The organism is Burkholderia sp. Bp9004, assembly GCF_003858025.1.
In the GTDB taxonomy this organism is placed as follows: Bacteria; Pseudomonadota; Gammaproteobacteria; order Burkholderiales; family Burkholderiaceae; genus Burkholderia; species Burkholderia diffusa.
Genome location: NZ_QTQD01000020.1, coordinates 1 through 16,755, shown reverse-complemented (window position 1 = coordinate 16,755; position 16,755 = coordinate 1). Strand labels below are relative to the sequence as shown.

Genomic DNA, 16,755 nt, shown 5'->3' with positions numbered 1-16,755 from the left:
GATTCACACGATCGACGCTGCGTCGCATTACAAAAAATTACTCATAAAAATCAGCGGCGTATCCGGACATCGTGAAACGAAGCTTTGCTGCGATGCAAAAAATAATCAATCGCCTTATGCTGGTTAACCCGATTGCGCTTGAGCGGCGTCAACCTTTGCGCTGATTCCGCTTTACATTTTGCCAACAATGGCGATCCACGAAATCTATCTGTCGATTTGATTTCGTTCCCTTCGTCGCGCCTGTTCCCAATGCAGTGCGCGACCTTCTCAAGGCCTGTTGACATGCTTGATTTCCCCTTTCTGAGCCTGGCGATCTGGGTTCCGATCCTGTTCGGCGCGTGCCTGCTGCGTGCCGGTTCCGACCGTCATCTGCAGCGCACACGACTGATCGCGCTCGTCGGCGCGTTGGCGGGACTGGCCGCCGTCGTGCCGCTTGTCGCCGGTTTCGATTCGCAGTCGGCCGCGATGCAGTTCGCCGAAACCCGCAACTGGCTGGCGGCCTTCAACGCCGGCTGGCGCGTCGGGATCGATGGCGCATCGCTGTGGCTCGTCGTGCTGACCGCCTTCACGACGCTCGTCGTCGTGATCGCGTCGTGGGAGTCGGTGACGGTGCGCGTCGCGCAGTACTACGCGTCGTTCCTGATCCTGTCGGGGCTGATGGTCGGCGTGTTCGTCGCGCAGGACGGGCTGCTGTTCTTCATCTTCTTCGAGGCGACGCTGATTCCGCTGTACCTGCTGATCGGTACGTGGGGCAGGGAGCACCGCGTCTACGCGGCCGTGAAGTTCTTCTTCATCTCGTTCGCGGGTTCGCTGCTGCTGTTGATGGCGATGCTGTACCTGTACGCGAAGTCGCATACGTTCGACATGAACGCATGGCGCACGCTGCAGCTCGGCTTCGCACCGCAGTTGCTGGTGTTCCTCGGTTTCTTCGCCGCGTTCGCGGTCAAGGTGCCGATGTGGCCGGTGCATACGTGGCTGCGCGACGTCTACACGGACGGCCCGACGGGCGCGGCGCTGATGCTCGCGATGCTCAAGCTCGGCGGCTATGGCTTCCTGCGCTTCGCGCTGCCGATCACGCCGGACGCGAGCCACTTCTTCGCGCCGGCCGTGATCGCGCTGTCGCTGTTCGCGATCGTCTACGCGAGCCTGATCGCGCTCGCGCAGACTGATCTCGGCAAGCTTCTCGCATATTCGACCGTCGCGCACATGGGGATCGTCACGCTCGGGCTGTTTCTGTTCAACCAGATCGGCGTCGAAGGTGCGATCGTGCAGCTCGTGTCGTACGGCTTCGTCGCGGGCGCGATGCTGCTGTGCGTGAGCGTGCTGGTCGATCGCACGAACCAGCGCGAGATCGCCGCGTATGGCGGCGTGGCGGGTGTCATGCCGCGCTTCGCGACGTTCGCGCTGCTGTTCGCGATGGCCAACGTCGGCCTGCCGGGCACGTCGGGCTTCGTCGGCGAGTTCATGGTCATCATGGGCGCGATTCGCGTCAATTTCTGGGTCGGCGCGATCGCGGCGCTCACGCTGATCCTCAGCGCGTCGTACACGCTGTGGATGGTCAAGCGCGTCGTGTTCGGCAAGATCGCGAGCGCGCGCATTGCGAAGCTCGCCGACCTCAGCCGCCGCGAGATCGTGATGTTCGCGCCGCTCGCGCTGATCGTGCTGATGGTCGGCGTCGATCCGAAGCCGTTCACCGACGCGATCGACCCGACCGTTGCGCGGCTGATCGACGACGCCAGCCATTCGAAGCTGCCGGCCGGGGACGGTGGCGCGCCCGCGCAGGCGTACATGGCAGCGACGCACGGCTGATTGCCTGACGCGCAGTCGTTGTGCGCACATCCATACGGGCTGGCGCGGGCGGCGTCCGGCCGGCTCGCGCTCGCCGTCCGGCTGCGTGAAATTGCCCCCGCGACAATCTGTCTCACGGCAGATTTTGCAATGATGATTTGCCGCATCCACCGGTTTTTCGTCGCACCCGCGCGACGTATGATTCGGCCACTTTCGTGGATCGAATGCGCATCGGGCATACGCAACGGATTCAATGACCCTCGGGCTGTGTGATGAAAAGAAAAGCTTCAAGAGGCTGGACGGCGCTGATATCGATCGGCGCGGCGCTGAGCCTGTCAGGCTGTAATTTAGATGTACTAAATCCGAAAGGAAGCGTCGGCGCCGCGGAAAAGGCGCTGATCGCGACGTCGACATGGGCGATGCTGATCGTCGTCGTGCCGGTGATCCTGCTCACGTTGTGGTTCGCGTGGCGTTACCGCGCATCGAACCGCAACGCCGCCTACGCGCCGAACTGGTCGCACTCGACCGCGATCGAGGTCGTGATCTGGACGGTGCCGACGCTGATCATCCTGTTTCTCGGCGTGCTCACGTGGAAAACCACGCATGAACTCGATCCGTACAAGCCGCTCGAGTCGTCGGTGAAGCCGATCGACGTCGAGGTCGTCGCGCTCGACTGGAAGTGGCTGTTCATCTATCCGGAACTCGGCATCGCGTCGGTGAACCAGCTCGCGATTCCGGTCGGCACACCGGTGAATTTCCGCATCACGTCGGATTCGGTGATGAACTCGTTCTTCATTCCGCAGCTCGGTGGCCAGGTGTACGCGATGGCCGGCATGCAGACGCGTCTGCATCTGATCGCCGACGAAGCCGGCGACTACGCGGGCACGTCGGCCAACTTCAGCGGCCGCGGTTTCTCCGACATGAAGTTCCGCACGCTCGCCGAGCCGCGCGAGCGGTTCGACGCCTGGGTGCAGAAGGTGAAGGCTTCGCCCGACCGGCTCGACGCGACCGTGTACGGCACCGTCGCGCAGCCAAGCGAGAAGGCGCCCGTGCGCTACTTCTCGTCGGTCGATCCGCGGCTCTTCCACAACATCATCGCGAAATACAACGATGGCCACGTCCTCGACCTGAAGGACGCCGCCTGCGGCACGAAGGGGTAACGCATGTTCGGCAAACTCACACTATCGGCGATCCCGTTCGATCAGCCCATCATCATGGTGGCCGGCGCCTTCATGGGGCTGGTCGTGCTGGGCATTCTCGCCGCGCTGACGATCACCGGCCGCTGGAAGTGGCTGTGGACGGAGTGGCTGACGACCGTCGACCACAAGAAACTCGGCGTGATGTACATCATCGTCGCGCTGATCATGCTGCTGCGCGGCTTCGCCGACGCGATCATGATGCGCATGCAGCTCGCGCTCGCTTACAACGCGCCTGGCTACCTGCCGCCGCATCACTATGACCAGATCTTCACGGCACACGGCGTGATCATGATCTTCTTCATGGCGATGGTGTTCATGGTCGGCCTGATGAACCTGATCGTGCCGCTGCAGATCGGCGCGCGCGACGTCGCGTTTCCGTTCATCAACTCGCTGTCCTTCTGGATGACCGCGGTCAGCGCGATCCTGATCAACGTGTCGCTCGTGATCGGCGAGTTCGCGCAGACGGGCTGGCTCGCGTATCCGCCGCTGTCGGAGCTGCAGTTCAGTCCGGGGGTAGGGGTCGACTACTACCTGTGGGCGCTGCAGATCTCGGGTGTCGGCACGCTGCTGACCGGCGTGAACTTCTTCGTGACGATCATCAAGATGCGCGCGCCCGGCATGACGCTGATGAAGATGCCGGTGTTCACGTGGACGGTCCTCTGCACGAACGTGCTGATCATGGCGTCGTTCCCGATCCTGACCGCGACGCTCGCGCTGCTCGGTCTCGACCGTTACCTCGGCATGCACTTCTTCACGAACGAAGCCGGCGGCAACGCGATGCTGTACCTGAACCTGATCTGGGCGTGGGGCCATCCGGAGGTGTACATCCTGATCCTGCCGGCTTTCGGCATCTTCTCGGAAGTCATCGCGACGTTCTCGAAGAAACCGCTGTTCGGCTACAAGACGATGGTGTACGCGACCTGCGCGATCATGGTGCTGTCGTTCCTCGTGTGGCTGCATCACTTCTTCACGATGGGCTCGGGTGCGAACGTGAATGCGTTCTTCGGCATCATGACGATGATCATCGCGATCCCGACCGGCGTGAAGGTGTTCAACTGGCTGTTTACGATGTACCGCGGCCGAATCGAATTCACGACGCCCGTGCTGTGGACGATCGGCTTCATGGTCACGTTCACGCTCGGCGGCATGACCGGTGTGATGATGGCGATTCCGGGCGCGGACTTCGTGCTGCACAACAGCCTGTTCCTGATCGCGCACTTCCACAACGTGATCATCGGCGGCGTGCTGTTCGGGTACCTCGCTGGCTTCAACTACTGGTTCCCGAAGGCGTTCGGCTTCAAGCTGAACGAGAAGCTCGGCAAGGCCGCGTTCTGGTTCTGGCAGATCGGCTTCTACGTCGCGTTCGTGCCGCTCTACGTGCTCGGCTTCATGGGCATGACGCGCCGTCTGAACCACTACGACAACCCGGCGTGGCATCCGTGGCTGCTGGTCGCCGCGTTCGGCGCCGTGCTGATCGCGATCGGCATCGCATGCCAGCTGCTGCAACTGGTCGTCAGCATCCGCAACCGCAACCTCCCGGCTTACCGCGACACCACGGGCGATCCGTGGGGCGGCCGCACGCTGGAATGGGCGACCTCGTCGCCGCCAGCCGAATACAACTTCGCGGTGATCCCGCAAGTGCGCACGCTCGACGCGTATGCCGACATGAAGGCACGCGGCGACGGCCGGCCGAACCCGGCGACGATCCGCGACATCCACATGCCGTCGAATACGTGTGCGGGCCTCGTGGTCGCGATTTTCAGCCTGGTGCTGGGCTTCGCGCTCGTGTGGCACATCTGGTGGATGGCCATCGGCGGCCTGGTCGGCATCGTCGCGACGCTGGTGATCTACAGCTCGCGTGACAACGATGGCTACTACATCCCGGCATCGAAGGTGCGCAGGATCGAAGAGAAGCAACCTGCGGCACGCGTGGCCACGCATGTCGACGACGTGGAACTGGAGGCCAACTGATGTTGCAGAAAACCTTGAGCGCAACCCTGCTCGAGCACGACGACCATCCGCCGTCGCACTCGGTGTTCGGCTTCTGGCTGTACCTGATGACCGACTGCGTGATCTTCGCGGCGCTGTTCGCGACGTTCGCGGTGCTCGGCAACCAGTATGCGGGCGGTCCGACCGCGAAGGACCTGTTCGACATTCCGGGCGTCGCGGTCGAAACCGCCGCGCTGCTGCTGTCGAGCATCACCTACGGTTTCGCGATGCTGGCCGCGTACAAGCAGCGGCGCGGCGCGCTGCTCGCGTGGCTCGCGGTAACGTTCGTGCTCGGCGCGGCGTTCCTCGCGATGGAACTACGTGAGTTCTCGCACCTGATCGCGGACGGCGCGGGCCCGCAGCGCAGCGCGTTCCTGTCGGCGTTCTTCACGCTGGTCGGCACGCACGGGCTGCACGTGACGGCCGGCCTGCTGTGGATGATCGTGCTCGCCGGGCAGATCGTACTGCGCGGCGGCGACCTGACCGATCGCGACCTGCGGCGCCTGACGTGCCTGAGCCTCTTCTGGCACTTCCTCGACATCGTGTGGATCTGCGTGTTTTCCTTTGTCTATCTCGCGAGCGTGATCTAAATGGCTCATTCGCATTCGTCTCAACTCGAAGAAGGGCACGGCAGTGTCGGCGGCTATGTCGCCGGCTTCATCCTGTCGGTTCTGCTCACCGCCGCGTCGTTCGGCCTCGTGATGGGCGGCGTGCTGTCGCCGCACGCGTCGCTGATTGCGCTGGCCGCGCTCGCGTTCGTGCAGATCGTCGTGCACCTCGTGTACTTCCTGCACATGAACGGTTCGTCCGGCCAGCGCTGGAACGTGATGGCGTTCAGCTACACCGTGCTGACGGCGGCGATCCTGATCGTCGGCACGCTGTGGGTGATGCACAACGTCAGCATGAACATGATGTCACGCTGAACGGCATCGCGGCGCAGCGGACGATCTCCATGCGCTTCATGCAAAAAAGGCGGCACGCGAGTGCCGCCTTTTTCTCATTTCGGCCGCGCAATGCGCACCGGTCGTCAGTGCGTGCTCGTGCTCGCGTCAGCCGTCAGCGCAGGCGAGCAGTCCGTGCGGTACTCCGCGGCGAGCCGATGCTTTGCGCCGTCGAGGATCGCGCCGCGGACGCCCTTGGCATGTTCGAGGTGCCAGTTTACGTTCTCGATAGTGACGGTCGCATCGTCGACGAGAATGCCGACCGCGAGCGCGGGTCCGCCGAGCGTCAAAGCTGCGCCGCTTGACGCCGGGCGCGGGCCAGGATGAAAGATGTTCCAGGAAGGGCGGAACGGGCCCTCGGCCGGCACCGCAAGGCGGGCCGGGCAGGCGGGCGCGACGGCTGGGCGCCAATTGTTACAAGACGTTAGCGGGCGCTTCCCGTTGCGACGCTGCGCATCAGTTCTTACAAACTTGAAATATGCCGGGACGGCGCTTGTCGCTATAGTCGAATCACACATGAAACAACTCGAAGAGGAATCCATGAAGACTTTGCGTATTGCCTCGCTCTTGACCGGTATGACGGCCTTGCTCGTGTCGGGCGCAGCAATGGCGGGAGTCAATGTCGGGATCAACGTCGGCGTGCCGGCTCCGGTCTACGTCGCGCCCGCGCCCGTGTATGCGCCGCCGCCTCCGCCGGTCGTCTACCAGCCGGCGCCCGTGTATGCACCGGCGCCCGTCTACGCGCCGGCACCGGCGATCGTGATCGGCTGGCACGGCGATCGTTACTGGGACGGCCGCCGCTACTGGGGCCGCGACGAGTGGTATCGCCATCATGGCCGCGGCTGGGGCGGCGATCGCGGTCACGGTCATTGGGATAACGGCCGCCACAACGGCTGGCGTTGATCGACATGCGCGCATGAGATGAAGACCGCCCGCGAGGCGGTTTTCTTTTGCCTGCGCGTGCCGCGCGCGGCGGTCGCGATGCGTTGGCGCCACGCGCGAAAAGCCGCACGCTGGCTCGACGTCGAATTGAATGGGTAGAATCGACCCACGTTCCATCCCTCAATCGACCGACAGGGCCTCTATGACGAAGGGTTCGCCCCGGGCCGCCGCCGCGCGCACCCGCTTCGGCGCCGCGCGTGCAGTACGTGCCGCCGGCCGCACGGCGGCAGCATGGGCAATACAGGCGGTACTCGCCGCGACGGCCGCGCACGCGGCCCATGCGATCGCGCAGTACGGCGAGCCGAAATATCCGCCGGGCTTCAAGCATTTCGACTACGTGAACCCGGACGCGCCCAAGGGCGGCACGCTCGTGCTCGCGAACCCGAACCGGCTGACGTCGTTCGACAAGTTCAATCCGTTCACGATGCGCGGCAACCCTGCGCCGGGCGTCGACATGTTGTTCGAGAGCCTGGCGACCGGCAGCATGGACGAACCGTCATCCGCCTACGGGCTGCTCGCCGACGACATCGCGATCGCGCCGGACCGCCGCTCGGTCACGTTCCACCTGAATCCGCGCGCGCGCTTCTCGAACGGCGATCCGGTCACGGCCGAGGACGTCCGGTTCTCGTTCGACACGCTCAAGAGCAAGCTGGCCGCACCGCAGTTCGGCGCATATTTCGCCGAAATCGCGAAGGCCGTGGCGGTCGACCCCGCGACCGTGCGCTTCGAATTCCGCAGCGCGAACCGCGAGCTGCCGCTGATCGCCGGCGGCGTGCCGGTGTTCTCGCGCAAGTGGGGGCTGCGCGCGGACGGTTCGCGGATTCCGTTCGACCAGCTCGCGTTCGAACAGCCGATCGGCAGCGGCCCGTACCTGATCGAGCGCTACGACAACGGCCGCACCATTACGTACCGGCGCAATCCCGCGTACTGGGGCGCCGATCTGCCGGTGCGGATCGGCACCGACAACTTCGAGCGGATCGTCTACAAGCTGTACGGCGACGGCGTCGCGCGGCTCGAGGCGTTCAAGGCCGGCGAGTACGACGTGCTGGTCGAATACATCGCGCGCAACTGGACGCGACGCGACGTCGGCAAGCGCTTCGACAGCGGCGAGCTCGTCAAGCGCGAATTCCGCCAGCACAACGGCGCGGGCATGCAGGGCTTCTTCATGAACCTGCGCCGCCCGCAGTTTCGCGACGTGCGCGTGCGCCAGGCGCTCGATCTCGCGTTCGACTTCGAATGGCTGAACCGCCAGCTGTTCTATAGCGCGTACACGCGCCTCGACAGCTATTTCGCCGATACCGACCTGCAGGCGACCGGTACGCCGGGCCCGGGCGAGCTGAAACTGCTGGAGCCGTTGCGCGCGCAGCTCGACCCGGCCGTGTTCGGGCCGATGGTCACGCAACCGAACACAAACCCGCCGGGCTCGCTGCGCGCGAATCTGCTGAAGGCGCGCTCGCTGCTCGCGCAGGCCGGCTGGACCTACCGCGACGGCGCGTTGCGCAACTCGCAGGGCGAGCCGTTCACGTTCGAGATTCTCGACGATTCGGGCGCGGCGATGGAAGGCGTCGTGACCGCCTATCAGCGCAATCTCGCGAAGCTCGGCATCGACGCGCGCTTTCGCACGGCCGATTACGCGCTGCTGCAGAAGCGGCTCGACGCGTTCGACTACGACATGACGACGGTCCGCCTGCCGGGCGTGCAGGTGCCGGGCGCGGAGCAGTTCTCGCGCTACGCCAGCAAGTTCGCCGACGAGCCGGGCTCCGACAATATCATCGGCCTGAAGTCGCCGGCCGTCGACACGCTGCTGCATGCGCTCGGCGCCGCGCAGACGCGCGACGACCTGCTCGACGCGACGCATGCGCTCGATCGCGTGCTGATGCATGGCTATTACGCGGTCCCGCAGTGGTACAGCACCACGCACCGGATCGCATACAAGCGCACGCTCGGCTATCCACAGACGCTGCCGCTGTACTATTCGGCCGAGGGCTGGGTCGTGTCGACCTGGTGGGCCAAGCCCGATCACTGAAGCCTGCCGGCCCTTCGTTCAACCCAGCCTATCGATCGCGAGTCGACGCCCTATGTGGAGCTACATCCTCAAACGCCTGCTGCTGATGATCCCGACGCTCGTCGGCGTGCTCACGCTCACGTTCGCGGTGATCCAGTTCGTGCCGGGCGGCCCGGTCGAACAGGCCGTGCAGGAACTGCGCAAGGGCGCGACGGAGCAGGGCGCGGCGCCGTTCGGGATGCGTGCGCATACCGGCGTCGACGCGCAGCAGCTCGCACAGCTCAAGGCGCTGTACGGCTTCGACAAGCCGCCGCTCGAGCGTTACTGGCTGATGCTGAAGCGCTTCGCGCGCTTCGATCTCGGCGATAGCTACTTCCGCCACCAGAGCGTGTGGTCGCTGATCGTGCAGAAGCTGCCGGTGTCGATCAGCATCGGGTTGTGGACGTTCTTCGTCACCTATCTGATCTCCGTGCCGCTCGGCATCGCGAAGGCCGTGCGCAACGGTTCGCCGTTCGATGTCGCGACGAGCCTCATCGTGCTGGTCGGCTACGCGATTCCGGGCTTCGTGCTCGGCGTGCTGCTGCTCGTGCTGTTCGGTGGCGGGTCGTTCTGGCAGTTGTTCCCGCTGCGCGGGCTCACATCGGACAACTTTTCCCAGCTGTCGCTCGCCGGCAAGGTGCTCGACTATCTGTGGCACATCGCGTTGCCGATTACCGCATCGGTCGTCGGCAGTTTCGCGGTCATCACGATGCTCACGAAGAACGCGTTCCTCGACGAAATCCGCAAGCAGTACGTGCTGACCGCGCGCGCGAAAGGGCTCGCCGAGCGCACCGTGCTGTGGAAGCACGTGTTCCGCAACGCGATGCTGCCGCTGATCGTCGGGTTTCCAGCCGCGTTCATCGGCGCATTCTTCACGGGCAGCCTGCTGATCGAGACGCTGTTCTCGCTCGACGGCCTCGGGCTGCTGTCGTACGAGTCGGTCGTGCGGCGCGACTATCCGGTCGTGCTCGGCACGCTGTACCTGTTCACGCTGATCGGGCTCGCGACCAAGCTGATCTCCGACCTCTGCTACGTGTGGGTCGACCCGCGCATTCAATTCGACAATCTGGAGCGCTGACATGAAACCGTCCGCCAGCACGCCGTTCGTCGGCGCGCCTATCCGCCTGCCCGCGCTCGCCGGGCGAGGTGCGCGATGAACCGGGCCGTCGTGTCGTCCCGCATCGACGCGGCGCGCGCGCGCGTGTCACCTTCGCCCGCGCGCCGCGTCTGGCAGCGCTTTCGCCAGCAGCGCCTCGGCTACTGGAGCTTCGTCATCTTTGCGGTCGCGTTCGCCGCGAGCCTCGCGGCACCGCTATGGTCGAACGACAAGCCGCTCGTCGTGCGCTACGACGGCCAGACCTATTTCCCGATGTTCCATGCGTATCCGGAGACGACCTTCGGCGGCGACTTCCCGACGCCGGCCGACTATCTCGATCCGTATGTCCGCAAGCGGCTCGAGGCGCCGGGCAACTTCGTCGTCTATCCGCCGAACCGCTATTACTACGACACGCTGAATTACTTTTCGACCGTGCCGAACCCGGCGCCGCCGTCGCGCGCGAACTGGCTCGGCACCGACGCGCAGGGGCGCGACCTGCTCGCGCGGCTCGTGTACGGGTTCCGCGTGTCGGTCGAGTTCGGGCTGATCCTGACCGCTATCGGCACGTTGCTCGGGATCGCCGCTGGCGCAGTGCAGGGCTTCTTCGGAGGACGCATCGACATCGTGGGGCAACGGCTGATCGAGATCTGGAGTTCGCTGCCCGAGCTGTACCTGCTGATCATCTTCGCGTCGATCTTCGAGCCGAGCTTCCTGCTGCTGATCGTGCTGCTGTCGCTGTTCGGCTGGATCGGCCTGGCCGACTACGTGCGTGCCGAGTTCCTGCGCAACCGCACGCAGGACTACGTGCGGGCGGCCCGCGCGATGGGGCTCACGAACTGGCAGATCATCTGGCGCCACGTGCTGCCGAACAGCATGACGCCCGTGATCACGTTCCTGCCGTTCCGGATGAGCGGTGCAATCCTCGCGCTCACGAGCCTCGACTTCCTCGGGCTTGGCGTGCCGCCACCGACGCCGAGCCTCGGCGAGCTGCTCGCGCAGGGCAAGGGCAATCTCGACGCGTGGTGGATCTCGCTGTCGACGTTCGGCGTGCTGGTCACGACGCTGCTGTTGCTGACCTTCATGGGCGATGCGCTGCGCAACGCGCTCGACACGCGGATCGCCGACTCGGTGCGCGCGGCAGGAGGCCAGCGATGAGCGACACGGTCGTATCGAACGCGGGCGAACCGCTGCTGTCGCTCGAGCACCTGCACGTGCGCTTCGGCGACACAGTGGCCGTCGACGACGTGACGCTCGCGATCGGCCGCGGCGAGCGCGTCGCGCTCGTCGGCGAGTCGGGGTCGGGCAAGAGCGTGACCGCGCTGTCGATCCTGCGGCTGCTGCGCGACGCCGACGTGAGCGGCACGATCCGCTTCGCCGGGCACGACCTCGCCGGCAAGAGCGAGCGCGAGATGCGCGGGCTGCGCGGCTCGGCCATCGCGATGATCTTCCAGGAGCCGATGACGGCGCTCAACCCGCTGTACACGATCGGTGCGCAAATCGGCGAGACGATCGTGCTGCACGACGGCGTGACGGCGGGGGAGGCGCGCAAGCGCGCGATCGCGCTGCTCGCGCGCACCGGCATCGCGGAGCCGGAGAAGCGCGTCGACAGTTACCCGCATCAGCTGTCGGGTGGCCAGCGGCAGCGCGCGATGATCGCGATGGCGCTCGCGTGCCGGCCGCGGCTCTTGCTCGCGGACGAGCCGACCACGGCGCTCGACGTGACGATCCGCGCGCAGATCGTCGATCTGCTGCTCGAGTTGCAGCGCGAGGAGGCGGAAAAACGCGGGATGGCGATCCTGCTGATCACGCACGACCTTAACCTCGTGCGGCACTTCGCCGAGCGGGTCGCGGTGATGGAGCGCGGCAAGCTGGTCGAAAGCGGGCCGGTCGAGCGGATCTTCGCGGAGCCGGAGCATCCGTATACCCGGCGGCTGCTGAATAGCCGGCCGCAGCGCACGGTCGCGTCGGTGCTGCCGATCGCGCCCGTCGTGCTCGAAGCGCGCCACGTCAGCGTGCAGTTCGCGCGCAAGCGGCCGGGCTTCGCGGGCTGGTTCGGCACGATGCCCGTGACGGCGGTCGCGGACGTGTCCGTGTCGGTGCGGCAGGGCGAGACGCTCGGGATCGTCGGCGAGTCCGGTTCAGGGAAGTCGACGCTCGCGATGGCGCTGCTCGGGCTGCAACGGACGGTGCACGGCGAGATCGAATTCCAGGGGCGCGCGCTGTCGACCTACCGTGGCCGCGAACAGACCGCGCTGCGCTCGAACATGCAGGTCGTCTTTCAGGATCCATTCAGCTCGCTGTCGCCGCGTCACACGATCGAGCGGATCGTAGGCGAGGGGCTCGAACTGCATCGCCCGGAGCTGACGCCGGACGCGCGCCGCGCGAAGTCGCTGGCCGTGCTGCGCGAAGTCGGCCTCGACCGCACGGTGCTGCATCGCTATCCGCACGAATTCTCGGGCGGGCAGCGCCAGCGGATCGCAATCGCGCGCGCGCTCGTGCTGGAGCCGCGCATCCTGATCCTCGACGAACCGACTTCCGCGCTCGACGTGTCGATCCAGCAGCAGGTGCTGAAACTGCTCGCGAATTTGCAACAGAAATACAACCTCGGCTATGTATTCATCAGCCACGATCTGGAGGTGATCGGCGCGATGGCGCATCGGGTCGCGGTGATGCAGGGCGGGGCGATCGTCGAGTCCGGGGACGTGGCCGATATCTTCACGAAACCGTCACATCCTTACACACAAAAGCTGTTGAAAGCGGTCTGGAAAGCGTGATAGGCGTCCAATGGTCTGACTATCTCGATTGTATTTTTTAATTTGTTTTGACAAACGATTACGCGCTGGCTAGTATCGACCGAAATTTTCCGCCAATCAGCTGATTTTTAAGCACATTCCATCGACCAATGCAGCATCGATCCCTGACCCAGGCATGCGCGCGCACCCTCGCCGGGCTGTTCATCGGCGCCCTGTTCGCAGCAGCTCCCGTCGCGTTCGCCGACGAAGTCAGCAGTTTTAACCAGAATGTCACGAATTCGACTCAAATCGGGTCGAATTCGTCCCTCCAGCAGACCAGCGCGCAGCCGTCGAGCGGCGGCGCGAAGTCGTTCCTCGCCGGTATGGCCGGCAAGGCAGGCGACGTGGTCGTCGGCGCGCTGAACATGATCGGCGTGCGCTACCGCTGGGGCGGTAACTCGCCGGATTCCGGCCTCGATTGCAGTGGCTTCGTGCGCTACGTGTTCCAGGACACGCTCGGCATGTCGCTGCCGCGTCGCGCGGAAGAGATGAGCCGCGTCGGCGAGAAGGTCAGCATGAGCAACCTGAAGCCGGGCGACCTCGTGTTCTTCAACACGATGCGCCGTACGTTCTCGCACGTCGGCATCTACATCGGCGACAACAAGTTCGTGCATTCGCCGTCGACGGGCAGCACGGTTCGCGTCGACGATCTCGACAGCGGCTACTGGGAAAAGCGTTTCACCGGTGCCCGCCGGATCGAATCGGCGTTCCCGATGAAGGCCGACGACCTGCGCCAACGCGTGCGCGCGACGATCGGCGACGACGCGGCGAACGGCAGCAACTGACGCACGCCGGCGATCGGCCGGATGAAAAAACCCTGTCACCGAAAGGCGGCAGGGTTTTTTGCTTTGGGGGCGCGGAAGCGGCGGGTTGGGGGCGTCGGCGCCGGTGGCGCCCCGTTACACGCCGTGCCCCGCGATGCGTCCGCTTATGCCGCTGCTGCCCCGCGGGCTGCCGCAAGCTTGCGCTGCAACTCGGGCATGATGCGCGCGACCGCTTCTTCGCCCGCGAGGATGGCCGCGTTGCGCTGGTTGAAGTCGCTGCCACCCATCGCCGCGAGGTTCGGGCGAATCACGACGTCCGCGTATTTGTCGAGCTCGTAGGTCTTGATCGTCTGACCCATGATCGTGAAGGTCTGCAGCAGCATCTCGATCGGGTTGGAGGTCGCCGCGCCGTCCGGTCGCGACGAGATGTCGACTGCGATCACGAAGTTCGCGCCCATCTTGCGCGCGAACGACGCGGGCACCGGGCTCACGAGACCGCCGTCGACGTATTCGCGGTTGCCGATCTTCACGGGCTCGAACACCGACGGCACGCTGCACGACGCGCGCACCGCAAGCCCCGTATTGCCCTGCTGGAACAGAATCGGCTGGCCGTTCTGCAGGTCGGTCGCGACGACGCCGAGCGGCTTCGCCATCTTCTCGATCGGCCGGTTGTTGAGCGTCTTGTTCAGGAAGTTCTGCAGCGCGATGCCCTGCAGCAGCCCGCGCGAGCGGAACGGCAGCGCCCAGTCGCTGATCGCCGCCTGATCCATGTCGAGCGCGATCTTGTTGATCTGCAGCCCGCTCATCCCCGACGCGTACAGTGCCCCGACCACCGAGCCCGCGCTCGTGCCGGCGACGATCTCGACCGGGATGCCGCGCGCCTCCAGCGCCTTCAGCACGCCGATGTGCGAGAAGCCGCGGGCGGCGCCGCCGCCGAGCGCGATGCCGATCTTCACGGGCTTCTCGCGCGACTGCGTGGGATTCGCGGCGTTGTCGGGGCGGGACTTGTCGCCGAACGACGTGCAAGCGGCGAGGCTGGCGGATGCGCATGCGATCGTGAAGTGACGGCGCGACAGGCGAGGGGACGACATCGTGTGGTTCTCCGGCGGCTTGGCGGCGGGCCGGGCGGCCCGCGGCGGCGATAGGTTCCGAGCGGCCGTGCGGCAGAAACCGGGCGGCCGGCGCGGCGCCGGCTGGCGGCCGCGGCGCGCACATCATAAAGCAAGCGGCGCGCTTGGCGCGAAGACCGGCGCGAGTATAATTCCGGCTTCTTTCCCGTTCCGGGCGCGGCCGGCCCCATTGCTGTCCGGGCTGTCGCCGTCGATCCCGCGTCGAATCATTCATGCGCCCCAGGCGTTCGAGTTACCGTTTATGACCCGTCCTGTCCGTACCCGCTTCGCGCCGAGTCCCACCGGCTTCATCCACCTCGGCAACATCCGCTCCGCGCTCTATCCGTGGGCGTTCGCGCGCAAGATGAAAGGCACGTTCGTGCTGCGTATCGAGGATACCGACGTCGAGCGTTCGTCGCAGGAAGCCGTCGACGCGATCCTCGAGGGGATGCAGTGGCTCGGCCTGGATTTCGACGAAGGCCCGATCTACCAGATGCAGCGGATGGACCGCTATCGCGCGGTGCTCGCGCAGATGCTCGAGCAGGGGCTCGCGTACCCGTGCTACATGTCGGCTGAGGAACTCGACGCGCTGCGCGAACGCCAGCGCGAGGCTGGCCTCAAGCCGCGCTACGACGGCACGTGGCGTCCGGAGCCGGGCAAGGTCCTGCCCGAGCCGCCGGCCGGTGTGAAGCCCGTGCTGCGGTTCCGCAACCCGCTGACCGGCACGGTCGTGTGGGACGACGCGGTGAAGGGGCGTGTCGAGATCTCGAACGAGGAGCTCGACGACCTCGTGATCGCGCGTCCGGACGGCACGCCGATCTACAACTTCTGCGTGGTCGTGGACGACATGGACATGAACATCACGCACGTGATCCGTGGCGACGACCATGTGAACAACACGCCGCGCCAGATCAATATCCTGCGCGCGCTCGGCGGCGAGCCGCCCGTCTATGCGCACCTGCCGACCGTGCTGAACGAGCAGGGCGAGAAGATGAGCAAGCGGCATGGCGCGATGAGCGTGATGGCGTATCGCGACGCGGGCTTCCTGCCGGAGGCGGTCGTCAACTACCTCGCGCGTCTCGGCTGGTCGCACGGCGACGCCGAAATCTTCTCGCGCGAGCAGTTCGTCGAATGGTTCGACCTCGAGCATCTCGGCAAGTCTCCCGCGCAATACGATCACAGCAAGCTGAGCTGGCTGAACGCCCATTACATCAAGGAAGCGGACAACGCGCGCCTCGCCGCGCTGGCGAAACCGTTCCTCGCGGCGCTCGGCATCGACGACGCGGCGATTGCGACGGGCCCGGCGCTCGACGCGGTGGTCGGCCTGATGAAGGATCGCGCGACGACGGTCAAGGAGATCGCCGAAGGCGCCGCGATGTTCTACCGCGTGCCGGCTCCGGACGCCGACGTGCTCGCGCAGCACGTGACCGATGCGGTGCGCCCGGCGCTGGCCGATCTCGTCACTGCGCTGAAGGCAGCCGAGTGGACGAAGGAGGCGGTGTCCGCCGCGTTGAAGGCGACGCTCGGCGCGCACAAGCTGAAGATGCCGCAGCTCGCGATGCCGGTGCGCCTGCTGGTGGCGGGCACGACGCATACGCCGTCGATCGACGCGGTGCTCGTACTGTTCGGTCGCGACATCGTGGTGTCGCGCATCGAGGGTGCGCTGGCCTGAGGTTGGGGCGGGGCGAAGCCGCCCGTGCATGACATCACGGCGGCTTCGCAAAAAAATTCGCTCGGATCGCAAAAAGGGTATTTACAAGTTCAAATTCGGTCCATATAATCTCATTTCTGTTCTGCAAGGGGGTATAGCTCAGCTGGGAGAGCGCTTGCATGGCATGCAAGAGGTCAGCGGTTCGATCCCGCTTACCTCCACCATCAGAGCAGAATGGATTGATTTGCGAAGCAGTGGTGGTAGTAATAAATGCTTCACAAAATGATTTAAAGCAGTTAGAATTTCGGCCTTCGCTGTTGATGATGAGTGAATAGCGAAAGTCAGACAGATCTGAAAAGATTATGTCCCCTTCGTCTAGAGGCCTAGGACATCACCCTTTCACGGTGAGTACAGGGGTTCGAATCCCCTAGGGGACGCCA

Annotated in this window: 13 protein-coding genes, 2 tRNA genes and 1 pseudogene; 14 read left to right on the top strand and 2 right to left on the bottom strand. The window is 65.1% G+C overall.

The features are described 5' to 3' along the window. Positions 1-282 precede the first annotated feature (282 nt). From DIE08_RS21350 to cyoD, 5 genes are all read left to right on the top strand, one after another. Positions 283-1,809 carry an NADH-quinone oxidoreductase subunit M gene (locus tag DIE08_RS21350; RefSeq protein ID WP_124903441.1) on the top strand — a complete coding sequence of 509 codons (1,527 nt, stop codon included), beginning with the start codon at positions 283-285 and terminating at the stop codon, positions 1,807-1,809. Between the two features lie 251 nt (positions 1,810-2,060). Continuing rightward, positions 2,061-2,948, top strand: a complete 888-nt coding sequence (gene cyoA / locus DIE08_RS21345; RefSeq protein WP_124903439.1) for a ubiquinol oxidase subunit II — start codon at positions 2,061-2,063, stop codon at positions 2,946-2,948. Between the two features lie 3 nt (positions 2,949-2,951). Next, a complete protein-coding gene (cyoB, locus tag DIE08_RS21340) occupies positions 2,952-4,958 on the top strand; it encodes a cytochrome o ubiquinol oxidase subunit I (RefSeq protein ID WP_124903437.1) in 2,007 nt (668 codons plus the stop codon). Then, entirely contained in the window at positions 4,958-5,566 is a 609-nt protein-coding gene (gene cyoC, locus DIE08_RS21335) for a cytochrome o ubiquinol oxidase subunit III (protein WP_059599484.1), read from the top strand. Before cyoB ends, cyoC begins: the two co-directional genes overlap by 1 nt. After that, positions 5,567-5,899 (top strand): cytochrome o ubiquinol oxidase subunit IV, encoded by a 333-nt coding sequence (gene cyoD, locus DIE08_RS21330; RefSeq protein WP_006759069.1) that lies wholly within the window; start codon positions 5,567-5,569, stop codon positions 5,897-5,899. It abuts the gene before it with no gap. A 182-nt stretch (positions 5,900-6,081) separates the two neighbouring features. On the opposite strand, the pseudogene DIE08_RS36720 reads toward cyoD, so the two are convergent. Beyond that, positions 6,082-6,207, bottom strand: a pseudogene (locus DIE08_RS36720) (efflux RND transporter permease subunit); the annotation flags it as partial. A gap of 250 nt (positions 6,208-6,457) precedes the next feature. Between DIE08_RS36720 and DIE08_RS21320 the strand changes: the two are divergent. From DIE08_RS21320 to DIE08_RS21295, 6 genes are all read left to right on the top strand, one after another. Continuing rightward, on the top strand, positions 6,458-6,820 hold the full coding sequence (locus DIE08_RS21320) for a hypothetical protein (RefSeq protein WP_059599493.1): 363 nt from the start codon (positions 6,458-6,460) through the stop codon (positions 6,818-6,820). A gap of 181 nt (positions 6,821-7,001) precedes the next feature. After that, positions 7,002-8,885, top strand: coding sequence for an extracellular solute-binding protein (locus DIE08_RS21315; protein WP_124903433.1), 1,884 nt, complete (start codon positions 7,002-7,004; stop codon positions 8,883-8,885). A gap of 52 nt (positions 8,886-8,937) precedes the next feature. Further along, on the top strand, positions 8,938-9,981 hold the full coding sequence (locus tag DIE08_RS21310; protein WP_124622392.1) for a microcin C ABC transporter permease YejB: 1,044 nt from the start codon (positions 8,938-8,940) through the stop codon (positions 9,979-9,981). 75 nt (positions 9,982-10,056) lie between these two features. Next, on the top strand, positions 10,057-11,154 hold the full coding sequence (locus tag DIE08_RS21305; protein ID WP_124903431.1) for an ABC transporter permease: 1,098 nt from the start codon (positions 10,057-10,059) through the stop codon (positions 11,152-11,154). Beyond that, positions 11,151-12,773, top strand: a complete 1,623-nt coding sequence (locus tag DIE08_RS21300; protein ID WP_124903429.1) for an ABC transporter ATP-binding protein — start codon at positions 11,151-11,153, stop codon at positions 12,771-12,773. The genes DIE08_RS21305 and DIE08_RS21300 overlap by 4 nt, the downstream gene beginning before the upstream one ends. 128 nt (positions 12,774-12,901) lie before the next feature. Further along, the gene (locus tag DIE08_RS21295) at positions 12,902-13,576 is read left to right on the top strand and encodes a C40 family peptidase (protein ID WP_124622394.1); all 675 of its coding nucleotides are present in this window, start codon (positions 12,902-12,904) and stop codon (positions 13,574-13,576) included. Positions 13,577-13,719: 143 nt separating this feature from the next. Here DIE08_RS21295 and DIE08_RS21290 read toward each other — a convergent pair whose 3' ends face one another. After that, on the bottom strand, positions 13,720-14,646 hold the full coding sequence (locus DIE08_RS21290; protein ID WP_124903427.1) for a patatin-like phospholipase family protein: 927 nt from the start codon (positions 14,644-14,646) through the stop codon (positions 13,720-13,722). 280 nt (positions 14,647-14,926) lie between these two features. Between DIE08_RS21290 and gltX the strand changes: the two genes are divergently transcribed. The 3 genes from gltX to DIE08_RS21275 all read left to right on the top strand — a co-directional run bounded on the left by gltX (position 14,927) and on the right by DIE08_RS21275 (position 16,755). Further along, positions 14,927-16,336, top strand: coding sequence for a glutamate--tRNA ligase (gltX, locus tag DIE08_RS21285; protein WP_124903425.1), 1,410 nt, complete (start codon positions 14,927-14,929; stop codon positions 16,334-16,336). 127 nt (positions 16,337-16,463) lie between these two features. Next, positions 16,464-16,539 (top strand) — tRNA-Ala (locus DIE08_RS21280). Between the two features lie 140 nt (positions 16,540-16,679). Further along, a tRNA-Glu gene (locus DIE08_RS21275) sits at positions 16,680-16,755 on the top strand.

Coding starts and splice junctions, on each gene's coding strand:
- DIE08_RS21350 (WP_124903441.1), top strand. CDS start 283: ATGCTTGATTTCCCCTTTCTGAGCCTGGCGATCTGGGTTCCGATCCTG.
- cyoA (WP_124903439.1), top strand. CDS start 2,061: ATGAAAAGAAAAGCTTCAAGAGGCTGGACGGCGCTGATATCGATCGGC.
- cyoB (WP_124903437.1), top strand. CDS start 2,952: ATGTTCGGCAAACTCACACTATCGGCGATCCCGTTCGATCAGCCCATC.
- cyoC (WP_059599484.1), top strand. CDS start 4,958: ATGTTGCAGAAAACCTTGAGCGCAACCCTGCTCGAGCACGACGACCAT.
- cyoD (WP_006759069.1), top strand. CDS start 5,567: ATGGCTCATTCGCATTCGTCTCAACTCGAAGAAGGGCACGGCAGTGTC.
- DIE08_RS21320 (WP_059599493.1), top strand. CDS start 6,458: ATGAAGACTTTGCGTATTGCCTCGCTCTTGACCGGTATGACGGCCTTG.
- DIE08_RS21315 (WP_124903433.1), top strand. CDS start 7,002: ATGACGAAGGGTTCGCCCCGGGCCGCCGCCGCGCGCACCCGCTTCGGC.
- DIE08_RS21310 (WP_124622392.1), top strand. CDS start 8,938: ATGTGGAGCTACATCCTCAAACGCCTGCTGCTGATGATCCCGACGCTC.
- DIE08_RS21305 (WP_124903431.1), top strand. CDS start 10,057: ATGAACCGGGCCGTCGTGTCGTCCCGCATCGACGCGGCGCGCGCGCGC.
- DIE08_RS21300 (WP_124903429.1), top strand. CDS start 11,151: ATGAGCGACACGGTCGTATCGAACGCGGGCGAACCGCTGCTGTCGCTC.
- DIE08_RS21295 (WP_124622394.1), top strand. CDS start 12,902: ATGCAGCATCGATCCCTGACCCAGGCATGCGCGCGCACCCTCGCCGGG.
- DIE08_RS21290 (WP_124903427.1), bottom strand. CDS start 14,646: ATGTCGTCCCCTCGCCTGTCGCGCCGTCACTTCACGATCGCATGCGCA.
- gltX (WP_124903425.1), top strand. CDS start 14,927: ATGACCCGTCCTGTCCGTACCCGCTTCGCGCCGAGTCCCACCGGCTTC.